Here is a 17,625-nt window from a genome sequence, read left to right as displayed (position 1 = left end):
AATCAATGCATCTAGAAATAACCGGCTTTTTCCCAGAAGACCACGAAGATGATTTTATTCAGTTCGAGCTAGACGTGGGGTCCGAATTTGAGTCGGCAATCATGGCTATTTTGGGGTGGGAGAGTTTGGCGGACGAGGTCGTTGGCGAGTTGCCCTTGAGCGAAGCGCAGGTTCGACAAATAGAACGAGCGATACAGCAAACACTACCTGAAAATCTCAATCTCTTTATTGGAGTACGGCCATAACGGAATGCGCCGGGAAGGATGATGCCTTCATCCAATAATGGTTTTTGCTTGCGGCCATGTCAGTAAATTGGTTGGGCTGCTACGCAGCCTAGCGGGAGCAAGCTCCAGTGCACCGGCAAATCGGCGCACAAGTGCCAGTTCTTAACCTTAACCGCCGCGCCTCAAAGGGACGCGGCGGCCGACAGCAATACCGCACCGTCAATATGTGCGCTAACTCAAGCGCTTCACCTCAAGGCGCCCACAAGGGGGCCCACTCAGTTGTTCGCCCGTTTCCAGGCTGAACACCGAAAAGTGCAAGGGACAGGTGATGCTCTTGCGTTGCTCATTGACCACGCCATGTTCCAACCATCCGGCGCGATGAGGACAGGTGTGCGGCACCTGGAAGTGTTGATCGCCAATGATGACGGCGAATGTGCCTGGGCGATGGAACTCAGATGGCTCGCTCAATCATCCGCTCCTTGTCGAAATACTTCTGGTGCCTGGCTTTATCAACAGCGGCATCAAAAGCAACGTTGGTGATTTCGCGTCCCATGCATATCCCCTCCCAGGCTTTGGTCGGGTTCAGGTCGCCTGCCGCATCCATCGCCTTGAGCAGGCGCTGACCTTCAATAGCGTGGAATACATCGATGTGGACGTGCTCGGAATAATAGGTATGGGCCTTGATCTGCAAACGCGAACATATCGAGGTGTAGCACTCGAAAAAGAACGGCACAACCGTTTCGAAATAGGTGATTACCCCAGCGAAATACGACGGGTCGTCTGCCCGCATCGCCAGCCAACAGAACATATTGGGAAACGAAAAACCGGCCGCCGCGTTGACGTCGATATAGAACCCCAAGTCGGTGGGCATCTGCAGTTCGTTAAGCAGGTCGATGTACAGGGTCGTGTGGGAACGCTTTAAGTTACCGGAGCCAAATTCGTCGATCATCATGCGCAACATCGGCATCTGGGCGGCGAGGCTCAGCCGCGGCATCAAGTGGTAAAACACCTGCGCCTCGGTCAAGCCATCAAGAGCGAACTCCTGCACCAGGATCTTGAATTCATCGAGGGTCATCTGATCGCTCACGTAAGCCGCGCTGGGCGGTATCACGCTGCGGTCCAACTCCACCAGTTCGGCCAGTTGCTTGCGCAATGCGCTCAGGTCGGTGGGCGGGTTGGCGGTTCGCGTCTTGTCGATGGTTGATTCGATCCAGTCACGTTCGAAGGCCAGGATGTGGCCGTCCAGCGGCTTGAGCTGCTTGATACAGGCGCGATTGGCCAGGAACAGTTGCTTTTGCAGTTCGCTCATGCGAGGGCCTCCTGCTCTGCCAATACCTGGTCGGTGCTGATGACGCCCCGGGCCTTGAGCTCTTTCTTGACCTGGGCATACCAATCGTCCGCGCCCAGTTCGAAATGCTCATTGAGGGTTTCCACCAGCCTGCCGACCGCCGTTTGCCGGGTGGCGATCGCCATTCGACAGAGCCCAGGTTCCAGGTTGGCCAACGACACCACGTTGCCGTCGGATTCCAGGTCCCGCGCCAAGAGCATTTCCCAGCCGATGAAATAATCCAGGCCTTCGCTGCGCAGTCGCTCGATTTCGCTTTGAACGCGCGGTTGCGATGGCGAGTCCTTGATGCCGATGACCCTTGGCAGTTGGGCGATGGCAAGCAACGTTTCAAAGCTTTTCTCGTTACCGGACAACGCCGATTCGTTGTAGATGAAGATATCCAGTGACGTGGCGTCATGCACCGAACGGTAGTGTTCGATGATGTCTTGCTGGCGGGTGCCGGGGGCAAAAGGCGAAGTAAACATGATCGCCTGGGCGCCAAGCTTTTGCGCCAACACTGCGTATTCGATTACCTCGGCTGTCGTCGCCCTTTCAATACCGGCGATGACGGTTTTATCCTGCGCATGCGCCAACGTCAGCTCCAACATGCGCTGCCAATCCCGCCTGCCAAGCCGCCACCCTTCACCGGACGTCAGGCACGGAATGTAGCCATCAACAAACGGCCTTGAGCAATGCAGCAACCGGCGCACGCTGGCCTCGCAGATCCGCGACTGTTCGTCGAGCGGCGTGATCAAGGGCACATAGATATGCTTACCCGACATACTGGAAATCCTCCTGCCCGATCGTCATTTCCATAGACTGCTCGTACAAACGCTGAAGTTTTTCAGGGAATGCGGACTGCGAAAGCGATGAAGGAAATGTTTTCAGGAACGGCTTCAACAAACTCAGCTCACGCAGCGAGTCGTCATGGGTAAAAAAGGGTTGTTGGTGCTCAACTACATGAGCCGCCAATAACCTCTTTTCCACGCTCAGGTGCGCCCAGTCAGGTTCCAGGCAGGCCCGTTTCAAAACCTTGTTGCAATAACCTCGGCGCTGGATATCCATGTCCGTGTGAAGGACATCCATGAACGGGTAGTAGACGTCCTGCAAGTGCCGGCTCTTTTTCCAGATGATGGCATCACATATCCCAATCTGGCCGAAGCTCATCAGCACCTGACGCGAATAAAATGCACGGAAGAAACCCAGCGATTTGGCCTGCAACTCAGGATCGCTATGGTGCATGCCCATGAATACCGTGGCGTCGATAACCGGAACGGAGACTTCAGCCATGATAGTTCTCCAATGCCAGGGCGATGGTTTCGACCGCCTGTTCGAATTCCTCGGGTTTGCGCGCAAGCGCCAGGCGGATGTACTTCTGGCCGGCCTGCGGCTGGCTCCAATAAAAGTATTTGCCAGGCAGGACATAGACTTCGTACGCCATCAGGTAAGCCTGCAAATCATCGGCAGATACGTCATCGCGGAGGATTTCAAACCAGGCGACACTGGTCTCGACCATTGGCGTCAGGTAATTCAGAAAGCTACCTTGCAGATGGCGTCGGGCGACTGCGCGGTTAACGTCGAGTACGGAACGCACCGACTCGAAATCGTCATCACTGCTATCGCGAATATATTGAGTCACCACATTCAGGATGAATGGCGACACGTTCAACAATACGCTCGTAACGATGCTGTAGATGTCAGGGTTAATCGCCCGACTGGCCATGATCGTCGCGCATTTGGTGTCCTGTAGCGGCCAGGTTTTTCCGGTGTCTTCCATGATGATGTACTGGGTACCGATGTCATCCAGGATGGCATAGGCGTCAACACGACTGCCTCCTGCTGCTTTGAAAAAAGCGGCGAAGCAAAAGTCCAGGATGAGCAGTTTGCCGTGGTCCTTGCAGTAACGCGCCACTTCAACAAAGGTGTCGGCGCCCTTGGCAAACATGCTGGTACCGGTCGGGTTATTGGGATCCACCAGGAAAATCGCATCGACATTTGCCGCCGCCGATTGAAGCTTTGCATAGACGTTCGTCGGAGATTGCAGAAGGGTTTCGTCCAACGGCGTCAACGGCACTTCCATGTGCTTGAGCAGGTCATGCAGGTTGTCGAAACAAGGTTCGATCAACCCTACGCGCATATTGCGTTTGCGCAGGTAGGTCGCGGTGATGTGCATTGCAATCGAGGCAGCATAAACCAGATAAATTTCGTCATGTCGCTTGAGCGCATGCTCCTGGCCATGAAAGGTGAAAAAGGCCTGGATGAATTCTTGCTCGCTTTGATATTGGCTTTGGCCTTGCGCGCGATACCAGAGTTCGGGAAGACGGTTGACTATCTCTCGCTGGGTAACACTTTGGTCCTGATGCGTGTGGGCGTCAGCGAGATTGAAGCGTGTCTTCAAGGCAGAAATTTCATGTTGGGTGATATCTTCTTTATCATCCAGACGGGTCATGACACTCATATTGTTATTCCTATAGGTGCTAAAGATGTCTATCTCACTCGGCTGGCTCACGGCACTGTAGATAAACCCTGCGCTATAGTTAACGTTGTTTTCTTGTCCAACAACTGTACCTGGGTGCAGCTTTGTCTTTTCCTGCCTGTATCTAGGTACAGTTGCTTTATTTGAGCACTGTCGCCATGCTCGGCGCGCAATAGCAGTTCAGTATTCAAATACGCAAGGATATTGCAGGAAATATGGACAAGCTCAGCTTCCACGCCATCAACTATTCAGAAGCCTCACAAGAGTTGCTAAATGATTTGTATGGATTGAGAAAGGAAATTTTTTCCGATCGACTTGAATGGCGCGTCACGACTCACCACGGAAGAGAGATCGACGAATATGACAACGCCGAGGCAACCTATCTCGTAGGTTTGTATGCAGGGCGCCCACTGAGCAGTTTGCGCCTGATAAATACGCTGAATCCTTATATGGTCGAAGGCCCGTTCCGTAAATTCTTCAAGTGTGGACTTCCCAAACATGAATCGATTGCTGAATCCAGTCGCTTTTTTGTGGATAAGACCCGTTCCCGAGCCATGGGATTGAGCGAAGTACCGCTTACCGAAATGCTGCTTTTGGCAATGCACGATCATGCTGCCCGGCATAACCTCGATTCGATCATAACGGTGGTCAGCCAAGCCATGTCGCGCATCGTCCTCAGGGCTGGTTGGCGCTACGAAATCATGGATACTGGCGAAGCCTCACCCGGCGAAAAAGTGCTGCTGCTCAATATGCCAGTGCGCCCCGAGAACGATTGGAGCCTTAAGCAAACGATAGAGTCCAAGCAGCCCCGTGGCGTGCCAATGACCGCCAAACAGCCCGCTATCGCCAGCATGGCTGGCGATTTTCAGACCAGTCCCAAGCTGACAGCTTTGTAGACGGCCTGTTTAGCGTTGCAGACGCATAGCTTGTCTACAATGTTTGCCATATGGAATTTCACGGTGCGCACCGAGATGGCGTGGATTGTGGCGATTTCGCTGTAAGCCTTGCCCATGACGACCCATTTCAATACGCCAAGCTCTCGGTCCGACAGACCGGCCTCGGTCAGCTCCGGAAATAACTCGTTCAACGAAAAGCATTCGGTCAATCTGTGGTGAAACTGCACGAGCGTCATCTGGATTTCTGCCGCCCTGCGCATCATGGTTTGTTCGAAGTCTTTACGGCGCTCAGTATTGCTGATACTCAATGCAGCGAATAAACCATTGGCATCGTGCAGGTTGAAAGTAAAGCCGTCCGATATCTGATATTGCTCCGACGATGCAAAAACCGCCTGCCCTTGACCGGATGCCTTGGACTCAAGCGCCTCATGCCAGAAGAAAGGCGCTATGCACTTCATGCCGTGCTTGATGACCGGGTCGATAAGATGATAGTTCTCGGCCTTGTACACATCGAGCCAACGTTTGGGATAGTTGGAAAAAATTCTTGGCTTTACATCGCGCCCTTTATACATGACGAAGTAAGCGTAATGGCACCCTTCCAACGGACGCAGGCATTTTTCAAATGTACTCTTGAGTCTTTCATCCAGCTCAGACCCGGTATTTATGATTCGCCGGCCTTTCACAGCTTGACTGCTCATAAAAATTCCCTTTTTTATGGATTTATTTCTTTTACAGATTTCCTTGTAGAGCTGTGGAAGCATTCAATCCAAGTCTCAAGTCGTAGTAAAGCCAAATAACCACTACACGTACGATGACCCGGATGAAGCAGGACTTGACGATATTCATCTGCTGGAGAAGCCGGCCCTCGCCTGCAGCTCGGGCGGCGAACTCCAGAACAGGGCGGCATCAAGTTATAGGGGTGTCCCGAGACTCGGCTAGCCCGGCTTGCACGGCAGGACGGGACTCGATCGTTTTTAGCCAGCGCAGCACATGGGGGTACGGAGTGATATCCAAAGCCAGCTCCTCATAGGTGCGCAACCATGGGAAAGCCGCAATATCCGCGATGGAATATTGGTCGGACGCCAGGTAACTGCGCTCCGCCAGTTGCCTGTCCACCACGCCATAGAGGCGCAGGGCTTCTTTGCGATAACGCGTGATTGCTTCCTCGTTGCGCGTAGTGCTTGCATGCAAAAACCACCAGAGCTGGCCCAGCATCGGACCAATGGCCCCCACCTGGAAGAACAGCCACTGCTGTACCGCTAGCTGTTCGACAGCCCCATCAGGTTGCAAGCGGCCGTATTTCTGCGACAGGTAACCCAGGATGGCGGCGGATTCGAAAACCGATATCCCCGCCTGGTGATCCACGATCGCGGGGATCTTTCCATTCGGGTTTATGGCGAGGAATTGCGGCGAATGCTGACGCCCTTCAGACAGGTTGAGCTTCACCACTTCGTAGCCAATGCCTGCTTCTTTCAAGAAAATACTGATTTTTTGCCCGTTTGGCGTATCAGCCGTATACAGCGTGATGGGGGAAGCCTCGTTCATGAAGAACTCCATTCCTGACTTATTTAATTGCATTTGCAATCATATTAAGCCGTGCAGTATGGTGCAAGCACGACGGAACGCACGGGAGATTGTGGAATGATCGGCTTTTCCAGCTTCAGTAAAACGCCAGAAACCAGCCTGGCTGCACAGGTCTGCATCGATAAGATCCGTACTTTTTCACCGCAACACACCGCTGGTTTTTCCTCGCCGCTCTTCACCATGATCGACATCGCCAATCGCCTTGAAAGGGACCCGGGAACGGCCAGGCATATCTGGGTCATCCGCGACAACAAGCAACGTCAAACCGCAGATGCCCACACCCGTATCAGCGCGTGGCCCCTGCGTTTCAGCGCCACGGCCCGCGCCAGTGAAAAACCATTGCTGTACCTGACCAGTTCGGCGACATCAGCCGAGCTTTGTGCGCTTTCCAACGAGTCCGCTCACCGGGGCATCCTGTGCAATGACATAGAGACGCAGCCTTCACGCTGGCCCAAAGGTGCTCATCCGTGGGTGCCGCTCTGGTTGGTCGCCAACCCCCGATGCGTGCCATTCGATCCGGCCAGCGGTGCCGAAGCGCATGCCATCGCCCTGGCGGCGTTGCAGAGTTTGTATGTGGAAGGCAACGAAGGTTTTTACTACATGGCGCTGCACGATGAGCCCAATGACTTCATCGCTCCCATCAGCGGCCTAAGCGCGAGTCAGGCCTTGAAAGGCATGTACCGGCTCAGCGGCGTCGAAGTCGATTCGGGGCTGCCCCGGGTGCGCTTGCTGGGTGCAGGCCTGGCCTTGCAATCGGTGGCGGCGGCGGCGCAGTTGCTGCGCGAGGATTGGGGTGTGGCCAGCGAACTGTGGAGCTGCCCCAGCTACACCCGCCTGGCTCGTGACGCGGACAAGGCGCAACGCTGGAACCGCCTGCATCCCGGGATGCCGCGACGGTCGGCGCATCTGCTCGACTGCCTGGACGCTGAAGACTGGCCAGTAGTGGCAGTGACCGGTTACGCCCGGCATGTCGCCGAGCAGATCGGGGCGCATGTCAAGTCACGGTTCGTGGCCATCGGTGCCGACTCGACCGGGACCACCATGGGCCGGGTGGACAAGCACTGGATCGTGGTACTGGCCCTGCAGGCGCTGGCTCAGGAAGGCGTGATCAACCAGGCACGCGTCGAGCAAGCCATGGAGCGGTACCTGCTGCAGTGAGCAACGCCTCACTTCGCCCGCCCACTATTGCGCGCTGCGCTGGCCGCACGCTCCAGCGCCTCGCTGAAAACCCGCTGCTGTTCGTCGTCGAACTGCGACAGGAACAATTCATCCACCGTCCCTTCGTAGATTTGCCACATCTTTTTGCGCAGCACTTTTCCGCTCTCGGTGATGGCGGCATACGCACCTCTGCCGTCATCGCTGGCGCGGCTGCGGGTGACCAGGCCCTCAGCCTCCAAGCGGTCCACCAGGCGAGTGAGATTGTAGCGCTCGATAGCCATGACATCTGCCAATTCGTTCATGCGCCGGGTTCCGTCGGGGCCGCTTTCCAAGCCCCACAACGCGTCGTACCAAGCGTAGGCCGGCAACCCGGCGGCGGCTAGCCGACGCTCGATTTCGCGGATCAGGCAGCGGTGCGCCCTGACGAATCTGAACCAGGTATCCGGCTCGCTGGAAGACATGCATCACCTTTTTCATGAGATCGATTTAGTTGCAATTGTAGCGCGCGACAGGCTAAGTTCTCGCACGTAGTTGCAATTGCAACTACAAACATTCTTGAAGGTTGGCGTCGACCCACGCCCCTTAGTCAGGCACCAAACGACTCGGTGCTGCTGCACTGTCCAGGAGACGACAACGATGGCACAACAATCCATGTTTCTCGACGAGGATCCACAAGAAACTCGCGAATGGCTCGAATCCATTGAATCGGTGGCGAGCGTTGAAGGACGGTCTCGCGCCCACTACCTGATTGACCAGATGCTGGATTTCGACGCCAACCGCCATGGCGATTTTTATGGGCGAGTCACCACGCCCTACGTCAACACCATCCCGGTCGACCGTCAGCAGCCGTACCCCGGCGACCTGGCCGTAGAGCGCCGGATCAACGCCTATATTCGCTGGAACGCGCTGGCCATGGTGCTGCGCGCCGGCAAGCATTCGAACGTGGGCGGGCACATCGCCTCCTACGCCTCGGCGGCGGTCCTGTATGACGTCGGCTTCGAACACTTCTTCCGTGGACGCACCGAGCAGTTCGGTGGCGACATGGTGTATATCCAGGGCCATTCCTCGCCGGGCATCTATGGACGCGCCTATCTGGAAGGTCGTCTGAGCGAAGAACAACTGGACAACTTCCGCCGCGAGACCGATCGCGACGGCATCTCGTCCTACCCGCACCCAAGGCTCATGCCGGACTTCTGGCAATTCCCGACGGTATCCATGGGCCTCGGACCGATCACCGCCGCGTACCAGGCACGGTTCATGCGCTACCTGGAAGATCGCGGGCTGAAGGAACATCAGGGACGTAAAGTCTGGGCGTTTCTCGGCGACGGCGAAATGGACCAACCGGAATCCCTTGCGGCAATTTCCCTTGCCGGTCGGGAGAAGCTCAACAACATCATTTTTGTCGTCAACTGCAACCTGCAGCGCCTGGACGGGCCGGTGCGCGGCAACAGCAAGGTGATCCAGGAATTCGAAAGCCTGTACCGCGCGGCCGGCTGGAACGTCATCAAGGTGATCTGGGGTAGCGGTTGGGATGCCCTGCTGGAGAAGGACAAGACCGGCCTGCTGCGCCAGCGGATGATGGAGTGCGTCGATGGCGACTATCAGAACTACAAATCCCAGAATGGCGCCTATGTACGAGAGCATTTCTTCGGCAAATACCCCGAGCTGCTGGAGTTGGTCAGCGACTTGAGCGATGACGATATCTGGAAGCTGTCGCGCGGCGGCCACGATCCCGAAAAGGTCTACAACGCCTATGCCGCCGCCATGCGTCACACCGGCGGGCCGACGGTTATTCTGGCCAAGACTGTGAAGGGCTTCGGCATGGGTGAAGCCGGTGAAGGCCAGAACATCAATCACCAGCTCAAGAAGATGGGCGACGACGCGGTCAAGGCGTTCCGTGATCGCTTCGGCCTGGACCTCAGCGACGAGCAACTGGGCGACATGCCCTACCTCAAGCCGACGGCCGACAGCGTCGAGGCGCTTTACCTGCAAGCCCGGCGTACGCAACTGGGCGGGTACGTGCCTGCCCGATTCAGTGCGGTGGAGCCTTTGCAGATCCCGCCCTTGGCGACGCTGGATACCCAGCTCAAAGGCACCGGCGAGCGGGCGATTTCGACCACCATGGCCTTCGTGCGCATCCTCGGCACGCTGCTCAAGGACCCGAACATCGGCAAGCTGATCGTGCCCATCGTCCCTGACGAATCACGCACTTTCGGCATGGAAAGCCTGTTCCGCCAGATCGGTATCCACTCCCACGTCGGCCAGTTGTACACGCCTCAGGATGCCGGCCAACTGAGCTATTACAAGGAAGCCCGGGACGGCCAGATCATGCAGGAAGGGTTGAACGAGTCCGGCGGGATTTCTTCCTGGATCGCGGCGAGCACTTCCTACAGCACCCATGGCGTGATGACGGTGCCGTTCTACATCTTCTACTCAATGTTCGGCTTCCAGCGCGTCGGCGATCTCGCCTGGGCGGCAGGCGACGCTCGCGCCCGGGGTTTCCTGCTCGGCGCCACGTCCGGCCGGACCACGCTGATGGGTGAAGGCTTGCAACATGACGACGGTCACAGCCATGTGCTGTCCTCGACCATTCCCTGCTGCGTGTCCTACGACCCGACCTACGCCTACGAATTGGCGGTGATCATCCAGGATGGCATGCGGCGGATGTACGCCGAGGACGAGGACATTTATTACTACATCACGCTGCTGAACGAAAACTACGCCCATCCGCCGATGCCCGAGGGCGCCGAGCAAGGCATTCTCAAAGGCATGTACCGACTCTCGGCGCCTGAACAGCCCATCGAGGGCAAGCACGTGCAGCTGATGGGCTGCGGATCGATCCTGCAGGAAGTGGTAGCGGCAGCGCTGTTGCTGGAGCAGGATTTCGGCGTCAGCAGCGAGGTCTGGAGCGTCACCAGCCTGACCGAACTGCGTCGGGACGGGCAGGATGCCGAACGCTGGAATCTGTTGCATCCGGAACATGCGCCGCGTATCGGTTACGTGGAAAGTTGCCTGCAGGACAAACAGGGCCCGGTAGTGGTCGCGACCGACTACATGAAAATATTCGCCGACCAGATCCGTCCGTTCGTGCCAAAACGACGTTTCGTAGCCCTCGGCACCGACGGTTTCGGCCAATCGGACACTCGCGAATCGCTGCGCAGATTTTTCGAAGTGGATCGCCATTTCATCGCGCTGGCAGCTTTGAAAGCGCTGGCCGATGACGGGGAAATACCGAGGGAAAAGGTCGCCGAGGCGATTGCACTTTATGGCATTGACCCGGAGAAACAGAACCCGGCGGCGGTTTGACTCCACTCGCTTGCAGCGGCGTCATTTGGGCGCCGCTGCAAGCGAAAGGAGCAGGTCTACCTGCGCACCAACATGAACAGCGGTTATGCCGTATGTGGCAAGGGCTTCAACTTTACGCCCGAGGCAAACGCCGAATACGAGGTGACGTTCAAGACCGAGAAGAATTTCTGCCTGACCCAGTTGCAACGCCTGCAACGGGTCGACGGCAAGGATCTGCGTACACCGATCCCAATTGTGAAAAAAGACTTTCCGGCCTGCGCCGGTCGCAACGCGTTCTTTCCTAAGACCTACCCGGACACACCCCATCGCTTGGAGCTGATGAACCGGGTTATCGATAAAAGCCTGGTCGTCACGGTGAAGACTGATCCGGCCAAGTGGGCGCTGCCCAAAGCCACCAATGCCAAGCCAGAGAAAGCCGAGACGGACCTTGATGTCGCGATGATGCTTGAGTATTTCCGGATCGGGAATGGCGTGACGGGCGAAGCGGTGGGTCATCACCTGGAGAGGATGGCCCAGATGGACGAACGTTACGGGGTGTGCGCGCGGTTTGCGGAGTGCTGGAAGCGCAACTAGCTGGAACGCTTTAGCCGTGACTTCCCCCTGCGAGCATGCCGGATGTGCTCGCATTGACGGTCTGCAGCGGAAGCTTATCGCGCCACCACCTCGACCACACCGCGAACCCGCTGCAGCATATTGATCAGATGCAACCGCATCGACGCCCGCGCTGCTTCGCCATCCTGTCGCGCCAATGCCGCGTAGATCTGCTCCCGCTCACGCACCACCAGCGCTCGATTTTCCAACGTCACAGCCGGCCCGGCCTGTTGCACTACCGCGATCAGCGTATTGCCCACGTGTGTCATTGCGTCGATAAAAAAACTGTTGCCGGTGCATTGGGCGATTTGCAGGTGGAATTCGAAATCCATCCTGGCGCTTTCCTCATCCATCGCATCAATAGCGTTCGCGGCGTCGAGCGCTTCACGCATTGCCTGCAATTGTTCCGGCGTGGCGCGTTGCGCGGCGATGGCGGCCGCTTCCACTTCCAGGCTCAGGCGCAGTTCGATGACCGCCAGCGCGTCGTAGGCACCGCCCTTGACGTGTTTGCTGCCTTGGAAATCGCCTGGGCGGGCGGTGTCGACGACGAAGGTGCCGATGCCATGACGGGTTTCGACCAAGCCTTCGGCCTGGAGCCGGGACATGGCTTCACGCACCACGGTCCGACTGACGCCGCGCTCCTTGATGATCACCTGTTCGGTCGGCAACTTGCTGCCCGCGGGCAGTTCGCCGGCGAGTATCTGCTGCGTCAGGTCGACCACCAGTTGCTGAGTCATGCTCAGGCGTCGATCGGTTGTGACACGCTCCATTGCACTTATCCATCAAGCCAGACGATCGCGGCATTATAGCCGCGACCTTGCGCTAAAACTCACTATAATGCCCGCTGATCACACAAGAGCACGCCGATGACGGACCAAGCGTTATCTCCACTGAACAAACCGCGCCGCCTCGCCGAAACCCTGGTCGACCGTTTTGCCCAGCGCATGCGCGACGGCATCCTCAAGTGCGGCGAAAAGCTCCCCACCGAAGTGCACATCATGGAAGCCGAAGGCGTCAGTCGTTCGGTGGTGCGCGAGGCGCTGTCGCGCTTGCAGGCGGCGGGATTGGTGGAGACGCGCCATGGCGTTGGCACGTTTGTGCTGGACATGCCGGCACCCGAAGGTTTTACCCTCGGGCCGGCGACGATTGCCACGTTGTCGGATGTGCTCAACCTGCTGGAGTTTCGCCTGAGCCTGGAAGTCCAGGCCGCTGGCATGGCCGCCGAACGCGCCACGCCCGAAGCCCTGGCCGAACTGGCCCAGGCGCTGGAGGCGTTGCTGCAAGGTCCGGAAAAATCCGGCACCACCATCAACGCCGACTTCCAGTTCCATCTGAAAATCGCCAAGGCGGCCGGCAATTACTACCTGATCGACATCATGAAGCACCTGGGCACGAAGCTGATTCCGCGCACCCGGATGAACTCCGCCTACTCAGGGCAAAGTGATCGCAGCGCCTATCTTCAAGGCATCAACGCCGAACACCAGCAAATCTTCGACGCCATCGCCAGTGGTAACGTCGATGCGGCGCGGGCGGCCATGTACTTGCACTTGAGCAACAGCCGCATGCGCCTGTGTGAAACGCAGCGACGACAGGCTTTTTACAACGAATAACACTTAGAAGAAGCTGTACTTGACACCCACCCGCAGCCGCAACTGGCGATCACTGTCGACCGAGTTGACTTTAATATCGCCCACTTCAAAGAACGGCGCCCAGCGTTTATCCCACTGGTATTTGACCACGGCGTTCTGTTCATAATCATCGGTGCCGCCGTTATAGCGAATGTAGTCGGCATCGAAGTAAGTCAATTGATATTCATAGGCCCACGGTCCTTGGGGACCATAGTTGATATAGACATCGTAACGGTTGACCGTTTGATCGTCCTGCCCATTGTGCGGCACGTCACGGTCGATCTTGTCGCGGTCCAGCTTGGCTGAATCCAAACGGTAGCGACCGGCGATGCTCAGCTCCTTGCTCACGCGGTAGCCCAGGCGCAATCCCAATTTGTAGGTGGTGGATTCCTCATCGCTGTCCAGCGCCAACGAGGGCGTCAACATCCAGCGATCATTGATCTTGTGCTGGTAGTTGACGGTAAATTCATGACCGCTGCCGACGGTATTGTCGAAGGCGACGTCCTGCCGGTCACCGGCGGTCTTGTATTTGAGTTCGCCTTCCAGGCCCACGCCGTTATCCAGCCTAATGCCGAACTTGGCGCGGTCGGCGTGCATGCGGGTCTTTTCAGCGTATTGATGGCGAACGTTGATGTAACCGGTATCTGCCTGAGCGACAACCGAAGTGAACAGGGAAGCGATCGACAAAACTACGAGGGTCTTTTTCATGTTTTTTTATTCTTGTTGGTTGAAATAACTAGTTGGGTGAAACGCCAAATCGCAGGCGAGCGCGTGCGCGCGGTGAAACGTGCGATTCAACGGGTTCTGCGGTTTAGAAACGGGTACAGCGGGTTAATTACTTCAGACGGCGATAGGTATTCGTTGTATGTCGCGGCTGGCTTGCACCAACAGGCGTGTGTATTCGTGGGCGGCGCCACCGTTCGCCAGCAGATGACTGTCGAGCGTCTCCACTACCCTGCCCTGCTGCATCACCGCCAGCCGATCACACAAATGCGCAACGACGGCCAGGTCATGAGTGACCATCAGGTAAGTCAGCCCCTCCTGGCGGCGCAAGTCGGCCAGCAGGTTGAGGATTTCCGCCTGCACCGAGACGTCCAGCGCGGAGGTCGGCTCGTCCAGCAACAGCACCCGCGGACGCAGGATCAGCGCCCGGGCAATCGCCACCCGTTGGCGCTGGCCACCGGACAACTGGTGCGGATAACGGAAGCGAAAGCTGTCGTTCAAGCCGACCTTGCGCAGGATCTCGCTGACCTTCTGCGCACGCCCATCGATGCCATGGATGCGCAGCGGCTCCTGCAACGCGGCATCGATGGTGTAGCGCGGATGCAGCGAGGCATATGGATCCTGGAAAACCATCTGCACGGTGCGGTAGTGGTCCAGCGGCAGCTTGCGCGTCACCGCCTGACCGGCAATTTGCAGCCGTCCCGTCCAATGCTGGTACTGCCCGGCCAGGCAACGCAGCACGGTGGTCTTGCCCGAGCCGGACTCCCCGACCAAGCCGAATGCCTCGCCTTCGCCGACGTTCAAATCGACGTCGTGCAGTACCGCGTTCAGTGCCGCGCCGGTGCCAAAACTGAGGTTCAGCCCAGCGATTTCGATCATGCTCATGACAGGCTCCTCAAGCGTTCAACCAGTGTGGGTCGCGCTGCAACACCGGCAGCGTGGCGCGCGGATGGTCCAGGCTCGGCAATGCGGCCAACAGGCCTTGGGTGTAGGGATGGGTGGCGTTATCCAGATCGGCAGCGGCAATCGACTCGACCACGCGGCCGGCGTACATCACCAGCACGCGGTCGCAGAAATGCCGCACAAGATTCAGATCGTGACTGATGAAAATCAGCCCCAGGTCACGCTCGCTGACCAATTCTTCCAACACGTTGAGCACCTGTCGGCGCACCGATACATCCAGCGCCGAAGTAGGTTCGTCGGCGATGATCACCTGGGGATCGGTGATCACCATCATCGCGATCATGATCCGCTGGCCCATGCCGCCCGAGACTTCGTGGGGGTACAGGTCATAGACCCGCCGGGGATCGCGAATGTGCACCTTGGCGAGCATGTCCAGCGCTCGTTCGCGGGCTTCGCGATGGGGCACCTTGTGATGGGCCAGATACGCTTCGGCGATCTGTTCGCCCACGCGCACCACTGGGTTCAGCGAGTACTTGGGGTCTTGCATGATCATCGACATGCGCGCGCCGCGAATCGCCTGGATCTGCTTTTCGCTCGCCTTCAGCAAATCGATATCGGCGAAGCGCAGGGTCTTGGCAGTGACCTTCGCAGTCGGCGGATGCAGGCGTAACAGGCTGCGGCCGACGGTGGATTTTCCCGAGCCGGACTCGCCGACAATGGCGAGTTTTTCCCGCCCCAGGCTGAACGACACATCACGCACCGCCAGGGAAGTTTTGCCGGCGTTGCGAAACTCCACGCACAAGTCCTGTACCGCAAGTTTTATCTCAGTCATGGGCTGTTCCTCAGGATTGGCTGCGGGGGTCGAGGACATCGCGCAAGCCGTCGCCCAACAAGTTGAAGGCCAGGCTCACCAGCATGATCGCCGCACCCGGTGCCGCCACCAGCCACCAGCTTTCGAGCATGTAGCGTCGCCCGGTGGAGATCATCGCGCCCCATTCCGGCAGCGGTGCCTGGGCGCCGAGGCCGAGAAAACCCAGGGCGGCGGCAGTGAGGATGATGCTCGCCATGTTCATGGTCAGGCGGATGATCACCGACGACAGGCACATCGGGATGATGTGGCGCAGGATGATCCGAGTGTTCGATGCGCCCTGGAGCTGCACCGCGACGACGAAGTCGGCGTTGCGCAGCGGCAGGGTTTCGGCGCGGGCGAGCCGGGCAATCGGCGGCCATGCGGTGAGTGCGATGGCGATTACTGCGTGCTCCAATCCCGGACCGAGGGCGGCAATGAAGGCCAGCGCCAACACCAGGCTGGGGAACGAGATAAAGATGTCGGTGATGCGCATGAACAGGCTGTCGACCCAGCCGCCGAAGTAGCCGGAAATGGTCCCGACCAACAGGCCGATGGGGCCGACAATCACCGTCACCAGCAAGACGATGTACAGCGTGATGCGCGAGCCATACACCAATCGGGCGAACACATCGCGACCGTACTCATCGGTGCCGAACCAATGCACGCTGCTGGGTGCTTGCAAGGCGCCGGCGAGGTTTTGCAGCAGTGGGTCGTGACCGGCGATCCACGGCGCAAAGATCGCGACCAACATCAGGGTCGCGACGACGACCAGGCCGGCAAACGTCATCGGGTTGCGCAGCAAAAATCGCAGCAGGCGCAGGCTGCTGGCGACCAGTGCTGCCGTACTCGAAGCGGGCAGCGCGGCACTGCCGGCTGCGCTGGAAGCAAGGGGCAGATTCATTAGCGAGTCCTCGGGTCGAAGATCTTGTACAGCGCATCGCTGATCAGGTTCAGCGTCACGAAAATGAGGCCGATCAGCAGCACACAGGCCATCACCGCGTTCATGTCACCGAGCAACAAACTACTCGTCAGGTACTGGCCGAAGCCCGGCCAGGCGAACACGGTTTCGATCAGCACCGCGCCTTCCAGCAGCCCGCCGTAGGCCAGCGCGACGATGGTCAGCAGTTGCACGCGGATGTTGCCGAAGGCATGGCCCCAGACAATCTTGCGCTGGGACAAACCCTTGACCCGGGCGGTGATGATGTACTCCTGGGACAGTTGTTCGAGCATGAAGCTGCGGGTCATGCGACTGATGTAGGCGACCGAGTTGAAGCTGAGAATCACCGCCGGCAACAGGATGTGGCGCAAGGCGCTGCGAAAGGCTTCCCAATCGCCGGACCAGGCGGTGTCGATCAACAGCAAGCCGGTGTGTCTCGGGATCAGCCCGTCATAGGCCAGGCCGATCCGCCCGACGCCACCGGCCCAACCCAGCCAGGCGTAGAACACCAGGAAGGCCATCATGCCGATCCAGAAAATCGGCGTGGAGTAACCGAACAAGGTGATCAGCCGCGCCACATGGTCACCGGCCCGTCCCTGATGCGTCGCCGCGTAGACACCCAACGGCAAGCCTGCCAACACGCCGAACAAAATCGCCAGGGTCGCCAGTTCCAACGTCGCCGGAAACACTCGGGCGATGTCCGTAATGACCGGGTTACCGGTCAGCAAGGCCATGCCGAAATCACCGTGCAGCAAGTCGCCGAGGTAGATCACGAACTGGGTCCACAACGGTTTGTCCAGGCCCAGCTCTTTGTACACCTGGGCGTAGGCCGAGGCGTCGGCGTCCGGGCCGACGATGGCCAGCACCGGGTCCAAGGGCATCACCCGCCCGATAAAGAAAGTCAGTAGCAGCAACCCCAGCAGCGTCACCGCCACCGAGCCGCTGCGCCGGGTTGCCGAAGCGGCCCGGGTGCTCCAGATTGAAAAAGATGCAGTCGACATGTTCATTCCTGCCTTGGCCGA

Annotated in this window: 20 protein-coding genes; 6 read left to right on the top strand and 14 right to left on the bottom strand. The window is 58.1% G+C overall.

Annotated elements, in window-relative coordinates:
* The first annotated feature begins 5 nt into the window (after nucleotides 1-5).
* On the top strand, nucleotides 6-245 hold the full coding sequence (locus HU762_RS07015) for a pyocin S6 family toxin immunity protein (RefSeq protein WP_186634689.1): 240 nt from the start codon (nucleotides 6-8) through the stop codon (nucleotides 243-245).
* Nucleotides 246-455: 210 nt separating this feature from the next.
* Here the strand turns inward: HU762_RS07015 and HU762_RS07010 are convergent, their stop codons facing one another.
* Genes HU762_RS07010 through HU762_RS06990 form a run of 5 tightly spaced genes read right to left on the bottom strand, consistent with a single transcriptional unit; the run spans nucleotide 456 to nucleotide 4,009 of the window.
* Nucleotides 456-692 (bottom strand): Rieske 2Fe-2S domain-containing protein, encoded by a 237-nt coding sequence (locus HU762_RS07010; protein ID WP_186612329.1) that lies wholly within the window; start codon nucleotides 690-692, stop codon nucleotides 456-458.
* Nucleotides 676-1,533: an iron-containing redox enzyme family protein gene (locus HU762_RS07005; protein ID WP_186634686.1), complete on the bottom strand. Its 858-nt coding sequence runs from the start codon at nucleotides 1,531-1,533 to the stop codon at nucleotides 676-678. The genes HU762_RS07010 and HU762_RS07005 overlap by 17 nt, the downstream gene beginning before the upstream one ends.
* A complete protein-coding gene (locus HU762_RS07000; RefSeq protein WP_186634683.1) occupies nucleotides 1,530-2,333 on the bottom strand; it encodes a dihydrodipicolinate synthase family protein in 804 nt (267 codons plus the stop codon). The genes HU762_RS07005 and HU762_RS07000 overlap by 4 nt, the downstream gene beginning before the upstream one ends.
* Nucleotides 2,323-2,841 (bottom strand): DUF6190 family protein, encoded by a 519-nt coding sequence (locus HU762_RS06995; protein ID WP_186634680.1) that lies wholly within the window; start codon nucleotides 2,839-2,841, stop codon nucleotides 2,323-2,325. The genes HU762_RS07000 and HU762_RS06995 overlap by 11 nt, the downstream gene beginning before the upstream one ends.
* Nucleotides 2,834-4,009, bottom strand: a complete 1,176-nt coding sequence (locus HU762_RS06990; protein WP_186635464.1) for an aminotransferase class I/II-fold pyridoxal phosphate-dependent enzyme — start codon at nucleotides 4,007-4,009, stop codon at nucleotides 2,834-2,836. Before HU762_RS06990 ends, HU762_RS06995 begins: the two co-directional genes overlap by 8 nt.
* Nucleotides 4,010-4,242: 233 nt before the next feature.
* Between HU762_RS06990 and HU762_RS06985 the strand changes: the two genes are divergently transcribed.
* Nucleotides 4,243-4,923: an acyl-homoserine-lactone synthase gene (locus HU762_RS06985; protein ID WP_186634677.1), complete on the top strand. Its 681-nt coding sequence runs from the start codon at nucleotides 4,243-4,245 to the stop codon at nucleotides 4,921-4,923.
* On the opposite strand, the gene HU762_RS06980 is transcribed toward HU762_RS06985, so the two are convergent.
* Both HU762_RS06980 and HU762_RS06975 read right to left on the bottom strand, forming a co-directional pair.
* A complete protein-coding gene (locus HU762_RS06980) occupies nucleotides 4,893-5,621 on the bottom strand; it encodes a LuxR family transcriptional regulator (RefSeq protein WP_186634675.1) in 729 nt (242 codons plus the stop codon). The genes HU762_RS06985 and HU762_RS06980 overlap by 31 nt on opposite strands.
* Nucleotides 5,622-5,829: 208 nt before the next feature.
* On the bottom strand, nucleotides 5,830-6,468 hold the full coding sequence (locus HU762_RS06975) for a glutathione binding-like protein (protein ID WP_186634672.1): 639 nt from the start codon (nucleotides 6,466-6,468) through the stop codon (nucleotides 5,830-5,832).
* 96 nt (nucleotides 6,469-6,564) lie between these two features.
* Between HU762_RS06975 and HU762_RS06970 the strand changes: the two genes are divergently transcribed.
* Nucleotides 6,565-7,665, top strand: a complete 1,101-nt coding sequence (locus tag HU762_RS06970; protein WP_186634669.1) for a pyruvate dehydrogenase — start codon at nucleotides 6,565-6,567, stop codon at nucleotides 7,663-7,665.
* Between the two features lie 8 nt (nucleotides 7,666-7,673).
* Here the strand turns inward: HU762_RS06970 and HU762_RS06965 are convergent, their stop codons facing one another.
* Nucleotides 7,674-8,126 (bottom strand): MarR family transcriptional regulator, encoded by a 453-nt coding sequence (locus HU762_RS06965; protein ID WP_186634666.1) that lies wholly within the window; start codon nucleotides 8,124-8,126, stop codon nucleotides 7,674-7,676.
* Nucleotides 8,127-8,301: 175 nt separating this feature from the next.
* Between HU762_RS06965 and aceE the strand changes: the two genes are divergently transcribed.
* Nucleotides 8,302-10,971, top strand: coding sequence for a pyruvate dehydrogenase (acetyl-transferring), homodimeric type (aceE, locus tag HU762_RS06960; RefSeq protein WP_186634663.1), 2,670 nt, complete (start codon nucleotides 8,302-8,304; stop codon nucleotides 10,969-10,971).
* A 72-nt stretch (nucleotides 10,972-11,043) separates the two neighbouring features.
* The gene (locus tag HU762_RS06955) at nucleotides 11,044-11,544 is read left to right on the top strand and encodes a hypothetical protein (RefSeq protein WP_238340364.1); all 501 of its coding nucleotides are present in this window, start codon (nucleotides 11,044-11,046) and stop codon (nucleotides 11,542-11,544) included.
* 74 nt (nucleotides 11,545-11,618) lie between these two features.
* Here the strand turns inward: HU762_RS06955 and HU762_RS06950 are convergent, their stop codons facing one another.
* The gene (locus HU762_RS06950) at nucleotides 11,619-12,332 is read right to left on the bottom strand and encodes a FadR/GntR family transcriptional regulator (protein ID WP_186634660.1); all 714 of its coding nucleotides are present in this window, start codon (nucleotides 12,330-12,332) and stop codon (nucleotides 11,619-11,621) included.
* A 96-nt stretch (nucleotides 12,333-12,428) separates the two neighbouring features.
* Here HU762_RS06950 and HU762_RS06945 point away from each other — a divergent pair, with 96 nt between their 5' ends.
* Nucleotides 12,429-13,172, top strand: a complete 744-nt coding sequence (locus HU762_RS06945; protein ID WP_186634657.1) for a FadR/GntR family transcriptional regulator — start codon at nucleotides 12,429-12,431, stop codon at nucleotides 13,170-13,172.
* Nucleotides 13,173-13,175: 3 nt separating this feature from the next.
* Here HU762_RS06945 and HU762_RS06940 read toward each other — a convergent pair whose 3' ends face one another.
* The 5 genes from HU762_RS06940 to HU762_RS06920 all read right to left on the bottom strand — a co-directional run bounded on the left by HU762_RS06940 (nucleotide 13,176) and on the right by HU762_RS06920 (nucleotide 17,604).
* On the bottom strand, nucleotides 13,176-13,898 hold the full coding sequence (locus HU762_RS06940) for an oligogalacturonate-specific porin KdgM family protein (RefSeq protein ID WP_186634654.1): 723 nt from the start codon (nucleotides 13,896-13,898) through the stop codon (nucleotides 13,176-13,178).
* A gap of 132 nt (nucleotides 13,899-14,030) precedes the next feature.
* Nucleotides 14,031-14,798 (bottom strand): ABC transporter ATP-binding protein, encoded by a 768-nt coding sequence (locus HU762_RS06935; RefSeq protein WP_186634651.1) that lies wholly within the window; start codon nucleotides 14,796-14,798, stop codon nucleotides 14,031-14,033.
* A 10-nt stretch (nucleotides 14,799-14,808) separates the two neighbouring features.
* Nucleotides 14,809-15,648 (bottom strand): ABC transporter ATP-binding protein, encoded by an 840-nt coding sequence (locus HU762_RS06930; RefSeq protein ID WP_186634649.1) that lies wholly within the window; start codon nucleotides 15,646-15,648, stop codon nucleotides 14,809-14,811.
* A 10-nt stretch (nucleotides 15,649-15,658) separates the two neighbouring features.
* Nucleotides 15,659-16,567, bottom strand: a complete 909-nt coding sequence (locus HU762_RS06925) for an ABC transporter permease (RefSeq protein WP_186634647.1) — start codon at nucleotides 16,565-16,567, stop codon at nucleotides 15,659-15,661.
* Nucleotides 16,567-17,604, bottom strand: coding sequence for an ABC transporter permease (locus HU762_RS06920; RefSeq protein WP_186634645.1), 1,038 nt, complete (start codon nucleotides 17,602-17,604; stop codon nucleotides 16,567-16,569). The genes HU762_RS06925 and HU762_RS06920 overlap by 1 nt, the downstream gene beginning before the upstream one ends.
* Nucleotides 17,605-17,625: the final 21 nt, after the last annotated feature.

The organism is Pseudomonas sp. SWRI92 (assembly GCF_014268685.1).
Classification (GTDB): Bacteria; Pseudomonadota; Gammaproteobacteria; order Pseudomonadales; family Pseudomonadaceae; genus Aquipseudomonas; species Aquipseudomonas marvdashtae.
This window is presented reverse-complemented; position numbering and strand designations above follow the sequence as displayed.

Bases quoted from the DNA above. Each gene is read 5' to 3' on its own strand.
- HU762_RS07015 (WP_186634689.1), top strand. From the start codon at position 6: ATGCATCTAGAAATAACCGGCTTTTTCCCAGAAGACCACGAAGATGAT.
- HU762_RS07005 (WP_186634686.1), bottom strand. From the start codon at position 1,533: ATGAGCGAACTGCAAAAGCAACTGTTCCTGGCCAATCGCGCCTGTATC.
- HU762_RS07000 (WP_186634683.1), bottom strand. From the start codon at position 2,333: ATGTCGGGTAAGCATATCTATGTGCCCTTGATCACGCCGCTCGACGAA.
- HU762_RS06995 (WP_186634680.1), bottom strand. From the start codon at position 2,841: ATGGCTGAAGTCTCCGTTCCGGTTATCGACGCCACGGTATTCATGGGC.
- HU762_RS06990 (WP_186635464.1), bottom strand. From the start codon at position 4,009: ATGAGTGTCATGACCCGTCTGGATGATAAAGAAGATATCACCCAACAT.
- HU762_RS06985 (WP_186634677.1), top strand. From the start codon at position 4,243: ATGGACAAGCTCAGCTTCCACGCCATCAACTATTCAGAAGCCTCACAA.
- HU762_RS06980 (WP_186634675.1), bottom strand. From the start codon at position 5,621: ATGAGCAGTCAAGCTGTGAAAGGCCGGCGAATCATAAATACCGGGTCT.
- HU762_RS06975 (WP_186634672.1), bottom strand. From the start codon at position 6,468: ATGAACGAGGCTTCCCCCATCACGCTGTATACGGCTGATACGCCAAAC.
- HU762_RS06970 (WP_186634669.1), top strand. From the start codon at position 6,565: ATGATCGGCTTTTCCAGCTTCAGTAAAACGCCAGAAACCAGCCTGGCT.
- HU762_RS06965 (WP_186634666.1), bottom strand. From the start codon at position 8,126: ATGTCTTCCAGCGAGCCGGATACCTGGTTCAGATTCGTCAGGGCGCAC.
- aceE (WP_186634663.1), top strand. From the start codon at position 8,302: ATGGCACAACAATCCATGTTTCTCGACGAGGATCCACAAGAAACTCGC.
- HU762_RS06955 (WP_238340364.1), top strand. From the start codon at position 11,044: ATGAACAGCGGTTATGCCGTATGTGGCAAGGGCTTCAACTTTACGCCC.
- HU762_RS06950 (WP_186634660.1), bottom strand. From the start codon at position 12,332: ATGGAGCGTGTCACAACCGATCGACGCCTGAGCATGACTCAGCAACTG.
- HU762_RS06945 (WP_186634657.1), top strand. From the start codon at position 12,429: ATGACGGACCAAGCGTTATCTCCACTGAACAAACCGCGCCGCCTCGCC.
- HU762_RS06940 (WP_186634654.1), bottom strand. From the start codon at position 13,898: ATGAAAAAGACCCTCGTAGTTTTGTCGATCGCTTCCCTGTTCACTTCG.
- HU762_RS06935 (WP_186634651.1), bottom strand. From the start codon at position 14,798: ATGAGCATGATCGAAATCGCTGGGCTGAACCTCAGTTTTGGCACCGGC.
- HU762_RS06930 (WP_186634649.1), bottom strand. From the start codon at position 15,648: ATGACTGAGATAAAACTTGCGGTACAGGACTTGTGCGTGGAGTTTCGC.
- HU762_RS06925 (WP_186634647.1), bottom strand. From the start codon at position 16,567: ATGAATCTGCCCCTTGCTTCCAGCGCAGCCGGCAGTGCCGCGCTGCCC.
- HU762_RS06920 (WP_186634645.1), bottom strand. From the start codon at position 17,604: ATGTCGACTGCATCTTTTTCAATCTGGAGCACCCGGGCCGCTTCGGCA.